Raw genomic sequence first — 6604 nt, forward strand, 5'->3', positions numbered from 1 at the left:
TCCATATTCCGCTCAGATAAGATTCCACTTCTTTTTGAGATTCACAACATTTGAGATGTTGTCCGATTACGGTGAGTGGTAAAAAAAATAATATTAAAATTAACTTCTTCATCATATTGTACACAACGTTTAATATATGTGTCGTAGCAGAGTAAAATGTTACCCTGCTTTTCGATTTTTCTGCGCATTGGTTGCTAACTTTTACTTTTTGCAAGCATTGCGCCATACCAAAAATACAACAACCATTGGATTGATCACTTTGCTGCTATGATCACATATATCGTGTTGTGGTGTCGTTTTTAATTCTGATTACTGCTAAATCGTCCGTCACTAAATGATTCCATTTATCTTTTAATGTTCGAATTTTTCTGTCAAGGAAATTATCAAATTCAGCACCTTCATTATCTATCAGTAAGTATTCGATAATTTCATTTTCTGATTTTTGTTTGGACTTATTCTCAAGATTTTTAAATGTAAAAATTCCATCTGTACATATTGATAAATCCTTAAAGCCAGAAACTGTTAATTTTTGTTGTTGATTGTCAAACCAATTTTCAAAATCGTCTGCTAAATGATATCCGAGATAGTCAGGTTTATCATCTTGTTCATATTCGATCAGTTCTCCGTCTTTACAAATCAATCCATCTCCAATAGTCAGAAATTCAGCTTTTGATTCTTTAGTTTCGATAATTCCAATTATTAAAGTTGACAGTAACTCATTCGTTTCAAGTCCGAGTTGATTTTTGAGTAGTTTTGTCTCATCAATAAGTGTTTTGACAACCTCCTTAAGTTTATTTTTTAATTGTATTGAGTTATCAGTGACAAATTCTTCGTAAAATTTCTTTTTCGCAATATTTCGCAAAATTTTCCCGAAAAGAATTGAAGCAAAAACGGATTCAGTTCCCATTGTGCAACCATCCAAGACAGCAATCAACTTTTCATTCGTTCCGATTTGTTCCTCAATTAAGAAGTCCTCACAATGATTTGTGTGAAATTCTCCGATATTTAATGTTTTATATATTCTCATTCAGTTTTAATGCACCACAACGTTTAATATATGTGTCGTAGCAGGGCAAAATGTTACCTTGCTTTTCGATATTTCTGCGCATTGGTTGCTAACTTTTACTTTTTTGCAAGCATTGCGCCTTGCCAAAAATACAAGAACCATTCGATTGATTACTTAGCTGCTATGAACACATATATGGTGTTAACCTACGTTTTTATTTTCCGTTTGTACGGTTAGATCAAGGCAAAAATATTTAAAACCCATTTACAGATAAATCAAAATATTTTTCATTGTCAATATTGATTTGTATTTGCCAAAAACAAGAACCTCCATCATCCGGATCTATAATATAATTTTTCCAGTCCTTACCGTAAGTCATATCACAAAATGCGCTGATAAAAACAATTCGATCATTGTTTTTATTCAGGTAAGGTGTTAATTGTAAATAATAATCATCATAATTTTCGAAGATTTCCTTAACGTCATAATCAGATTTATTTTCTTCAATTGCTTTTTTCAGAACTGATTTTACAAATTTGATTTCAGATTTATTTGGTTTCCATACTTTAAACTCACTATAAGGAAAATATTCATTGTTTTCTTGATTTAAAAGTATCATAGTTTTCTCATCAGATAAAGATTGACAAGAGACTGATGTAGTTATAGATAAGAGAAGTATTTTAATATATAAGTTCATTCAATGTAGGTTAACGCCAAATATATGAATCGGAGCAAGGCAAGTACACCTGAACCAATTGATTTATCTGTGCATTTTTATTTCTTGTTTAATTTATAAAAATCTAGCGCCATTGCAAAAAAGGAGAGACCTTTCGATCCGACACTAAACTATTGCTCTGATTTCATATATGATGTTATATACAGGCTTTATTTGAGCGTGCTTTTCAGTATTTTTTCGTCACAAGCTATTTTTCCGAACTCACTCATAATAATCTTCTCGTTTTGTTCAATATCTAACCACCAAACCCAATCAACAATTTCCACGATTCCATTTATTTTCAAGAATCTATTTTTGGAGTATTTAAAGAACAAGTCAGCATTTTTTTTGATTTCTACAGATTCTATGGGAAGCCTTGCTAAGTGAAATAAAATCATTGCCTTAATCGACTCTTCATAATCTACAGAATCTGATATATCAAATGGGCCTTTAGAGATAGTTTTTTTCCATTCAATTTCGTTGCAAACTTCTATTTCGTGAGCCGTTAATACAATTTTATTTAATTCCTTAAATTCATAAAACTCATTTTCCAAGTGCCTTGAAAACTCTAAATTCCAAAAATCAATTGAGTAATTGATATTAGAAATAGATAATCCTTTGAATATTTTATTTAGTATGATATTTATATTTTCAATATCCATTTAAGGTGTTTGTATATAACGCTTAATATATGTGTTGTAGCAGAGCAAAATGTTACCTAACTTTCGACGTTTTCTGCGCATTGGTTGCTAACTTTTACCTTCTGCAAGCATTGCGCCTTACCAAAAATACTATAACCATTCGATTCATCACTTTGCTGCTATGATCACATATATGGTGTTGTAGCATGTATTTTATTATTTTCGATACGCAATCATTTCCATTGGTCCAGTTGGGATTGCATAAAGTTTTAATAATTTAGTCGAAACTTCCTTTATTGCGAAAGAAACATCTCTTTTTCCATTAGAATATATTGACACAAAAAATGTAGAATCAATTTGTTCAATCATTTTTTTCTCACCTTCTTTTCTTTTAAATAATTCTAAACGTTCTTTATCCCAAAGTTCTTTGTTAAATTCAAATTCCGATTCTCGTCCGTTTTCTGTCAGGACGAAAGTCAGTTTTTCAATATCTTCTTTTTTCAGAGTTGTGATTGTCGGTTTAAGTCGATAAAAATCAAACTCAAAAACAGCATTTTTATCGTTTGACTTTCCGTTGACAAACCATTTTATATGATTTTCATTGACAATTTCGTACTTAGAGGTTTTCTCATTGTTGTAGTTCAATAAATCTCCATTTTCCATTTTCAATGTTGATGCTTTTTCGTTGAGCGAAAAATCCATATAAATGTCAACTTTGTTGCCGTTGATTTCCAAAAGTTGAAAACCAGGATTACCCTTTTTTTCATTTCCAGAATCAACGTCTTTCAAAATCCATTTTCCATTTAAATTTTGTCCAATAACTGAATTAGAAATCATTATTAATATTATGAAGATTGTTGCTTTTCTCATATATGCTACAACGCCAAATATATGAATCGGAGCAAGGCAAGAAAGCCTGAACTAATCGATTTATCTGCGCATTTTTTTTCTTGTTTAATTTATAAAAATCTAGCGCTATTGCAAAAAGGAAAAGACCTTTCGATCTAGCACTAAACTTTGCTCTGATTTTATATATGATGTTAACAATAGTTATTTTATCTTTTTACCATTTGAGTAATTCTTAACCGATTTAGTTCCGTTATCATTAATACATAATTCCTCTCCGTTCTTTTTTCCATTGATATATTCACAACGATAAGTTATTTTCTTTCCATTCTCTTTATAGCGTAATTCAAGACCGTGCTTCTTCTTTCCCTTATATTCGCACTTATAAGTTATATGGTTGTTTTCAAATTCTTCAACTAGTTTCTTTTTTCCGTTATCATCAAAGGTTTTAATTCTTAATGTATCTTTTGAGAGATGAAATCTAATTTCTTTTTCTTTGGAATACAGTTTTTTCTGGTTGTAAATTATTTTATCAGATATGATTCTTTCTTTGCTATTATAATACAAATTACTTTCCTTAATAATTCCAGTATTATAAGACTCTTCATAAACCAAATGACCATTTTTACGAATCCTTTGAGCTATTCCAGTAAAAAGTTGTTCGTCAGAAACTTTATACACTAAATCATTCTCAACATAAACATCTTTCATACTAACTTTTTCTTGAGCGATTAGATTGTTCAAAATCAAAATCAGAAACAAAGCCCATATATATTTTATCTTAGTCATAATTATTGTTAACGTTTAATATATGTGTCGTAGCAGGGCAAAATGTTACCTTGCTTTTTGATTTTTCTGCGCATTGATTGCTAACTTTTACATTCTGCAAGCATTGCGCCTTACCAAATATACACGAACCTTTCGATTTATTACCGACCTGCTATGAGCACATATATCGTGTTGTATGCTGTTTTTATATACTTTTTTCTATCTCTTTAATCTCATATAAAATATTAAGATCGAACATTTCTTTGATTTCTTCTTTTGCTCTAATAAAGTCTGTATCAAAAGTTAGAAAATTTTTACAACCTAGATGTTTGGCCATTTTTAAATGCATTATGTCAGCAGCACCAATCTGGTAATTACTGAGCTTTACCATAATTTCAAATTCATTGCTTTCATGTTTAAGAGACATATTCTCAATGTCTCTAGGATAAATCTCATATAGACTAAGTCCAATATCAGCATTTCCATATCCAGTTTCAAATATGTTATAAGCTAGAAACTCTATATCACTTAAGTGACTTGATTTTTTAGTACCCTGAACTTTATCTAAATCATCACTTATTTTCTTTAGTACTTTACCGATTTCCTTTTTTCCAGATTTTTGTATTCGTTCAAGGGAGCCATATTTAATTGCAAGATCTTTAAAATTGAATTCAACTAATTTTTCAATGCATTCTAATGTTATCAACGGACTATAAACGAGAGCAGTTTGTGTTTCATGATCGTAGATTTTTCTTATGATATTGTCCAGTTTATGAATTCGGTTTTTCGAAGCCCAATACTTTTTTAATATTGGTTCAAAGTCGTTTTTAGTTTTATTCGAATCGGAAATTTCTTGATTGAAAATTCTATCCAATGGAAAAAGAATAAAATCTAGTAAGAAAGATGTATCACAAAAAGTCTTTAGCATATCAAATTTGGAATGGCATACAACGTCAAATATATGAATCGGAGCAAGGCAAGTAAGCCTGAACCAATCGATCTATCTGCGTATTTTTATTTCTTGTTTAATTTATAAAAATCTAGCGCCATCCCAAAAAGAAAATGGCCTTTCGATCTAGTTCTAAACTTTGCTCTGATTTCATATATAATGTTACCAGCTTTTTATTTTTTAAATTCTAGAATATCCTGTTTCATTTCTTTATTCCAAAAATCTACACTGTCTTTGTAAACTCTTGTTATTGGATATCCATCAATTTCTTTTTTCGATTTCCAAGTCAGATGAACAACCGCAATTCTTTTATCATCTAATTCCAATATAATATCATCGTTATTCGTCTTTCTTGCTATTAGTTCAGCATTCTCATTGTGTAAAAGATGGTTTTTAGGTAATTCAAGCTTGAGTTCGTTTGTTAACGCTTGAATACTGTTTTCTTCCATTTCGATCACGTCATAATATGGTTCAAGAAATTTCAATTCAAAAGTTGAGTTATTTAAAGATTCCTCTAAATTCCCATTTTGCAATAAGTCAACAATTGTTTTTTCAAGACAATCTCTAGTCAACTCTTTTACAAATAGGTCTGGAGGTATTTGATAAAGTCCGTTTAAATTCTCTCCATTTTCGTTATCCTGTTTGATTGCAGATTCAAGATATTTAAATGTCCAAACATTTATTCCATAAACCCTTCCATCTAGCATATCAACAATAACATTAGCGAAATCATTTTCAATATTATCCCAAGGAGTTGTTTCTTCAAATTCAAGCCATAATTTAAAAGGGGTTTCTCCGATTTTAATTATTTTTTCACTCAATGAGTTTGATCCCATATTTAGGCTTTTAATATCCATTTATTTATAATTGCTGGTAACGTTAAATATAACAAACGTTGTTGTCCCGAAGGGCAACTATGTTTTGTTATATAGTGTTATCTACTTTTTTTATTATTTCAGCTCGAACCACACTTGATCTATTCATTGCGTTTTGAGCGTCTCTCATAGTTTTGTATTTACGAATGCGAGTAAACTCAATATCACCATAGAATCTATTTGTAATACAAACTACAATTTCCTTTTTTGAAGTTTTTAGCCTTCTCGGATTTTTGATTTCTTCAAATTCTGATAAACCTTTACCAGTTTTTCTCCAACGTTTATTACCAACTCTTTTTAGATATGGTCTTAGATGTTTTGACCATTCCCCACTTCTGAAATTCCCTTTATGATATGTTTTGTTCAGGTTATTCATTTCAAATATTTCATAAATTCAATTCCGCCAATTTTTTTGTCCGTCAAAATATCCAATATAAGTTCCCCTTCTTTTTTATCCTGTAGAGTTATATTTTGTTCAAATTGCCATTCAGAGTTTGGTAGATTAGCATTTTTTGGGTTAACAAAATATCCGTACGCTCTACTTTCCCAATAAATTTGAGTGCAATTTCGGATAGATCTTATAATCTCAATTTCCTCAGGAATTTGTTTTTCGGCTATTTGAGCAAGCCATTCAGGATTATATTTTTCCCATTTAATTTTCATTCCGAATTGTAGATAACGTCTATTATAAGAAACGTAGGGTGGGTGATAAGCAATACGTTTTGGATTGGTACTAAGCCAAATATAAATATTTTACTTTTATATTTTTTCTCATAAACGCCAAATTTTATATTTGGCGATTTT

At 30.2% G+C, this 6604-nt stretch carries 9 protein-coding genes; all 9 read right to left on the reverse strand.

Translation table 11 applies throughout. From position 1 onward, the window contains the following. Positions 1–271 precede the first annotated feature (271 nt). On the reverse strand, positions 272–1027 hold the full coding sequence (locus tag DK442_RS16630; RefSeq protein WP_109437032.1) for a protein phosphatase 2C domain-containing protein: 756 nt from the start codon (positions 1025–1027) through the stop codon (positions 272–274). Between the two features lie 232 nt (positions 1028–1259). Continuing rightward, positions 1260–1703: a hypothetical protein gene (locus tag DK442_RS16635; protein WP_109437033.1), complete on the reverse strand. Its 444-nt coding sequence runs from the start codon at positions 1701–1703 to the stop codon at positions 1260–1262. Positions 1704–1891: 188 nt separating this feature from the next. Beyond that, complete coding sequence (locus DK442_RS16640; RefSeq protein ID WP_109437034.1) at positions 1892–2383, reverse strand: hypothetical protein; 492 nt, start codon at positions 2381–2383, stop codon at positions 1892–1894. Between the two features lie 195 nt (positions 2384–2578). Then, the gene (locus DK442_RS16645; RefSeq protein ID WP_160114225.1) at positions 2579–3199 is read right to left on the reverse strand and encodes a hypothetical protein; all 621 of its coding nucleotides are present in this window, start codon (positions 3197–3199) and stop codon (positions 2579–2581) included. A gap of 213 nt (positions 3200–3412) precedes the next feature. Then, the gene (locus DK442_RS16650; RefSeq protein WP_109437036.1) at positions 3413–3997 is read right to left on the reverse strand and encodes a hypothetical protein; all 585 of its coding nucleotides are present in this window, start codon (positions 3995–3997) and stop codon (positions 3413–3415) included. A 184-nt stretch (positions 3998–4181) separates the two neighbouring features. Further along, positions 4182–4904 (reverse strand): PIN domain-containing protein, encoded by a 723-nt coding sequence (locus DK442_RS16655; RefSeq protein WP_109437037.1) that lies wholly within the window; start codon positions 4902–4904, stop codon positions 4182–4184. A 194-nt stretch (positions 4905–5098) separates the two neighbouring features. Then, on the reverse strand, positions 5099–5761 hold the full coding sequence (locus DK442_RS28460; protein WP_200825125.1) for a hypothetical protein: 663 nt from the start codon (positions 5759–5761) through the stop codon (positions 5099–5101). An 88-nt stretch (positions 5762–5849) separates the two neighbouring features. Beyond that, positions 5850–6176, reverse strand: coding sequence for a hypothetical protein (locus DK442_RS16665; protein ID WP_109437038.1), 327 nt, complete (start codon positions 6174–6176; stop codon positions 5850–5852). Beyond that, the gene (locus DK442_RS16670; protein WP_109437039.1) at positions 6173–6463 is read right to left on the reverse strand and encodes a hypothetical protein; all 291 of its coding nucleotides are present in this window, start codon (positions 6461–6463) and stop codon (positions 6173–6175) included. Before DK442_RS16670 ends, DK442_RS16665 begins: the two co-directional genes overlap by 4 nt. Positions 6464–6604: the final 141 nt, after the last annotated feature.

The sequence above is a fragment of the Aquimarina sp. AU119 genome (genome assembly GCF_900312735.1).
In the GTDB taxonomy this organism is placed as follows: Bacteria; Bacteroidota; Bacteroidia; order Flavobacteriales; family Flavobacteriaceae; genus Aquimarina; species Aquimarina algiphila.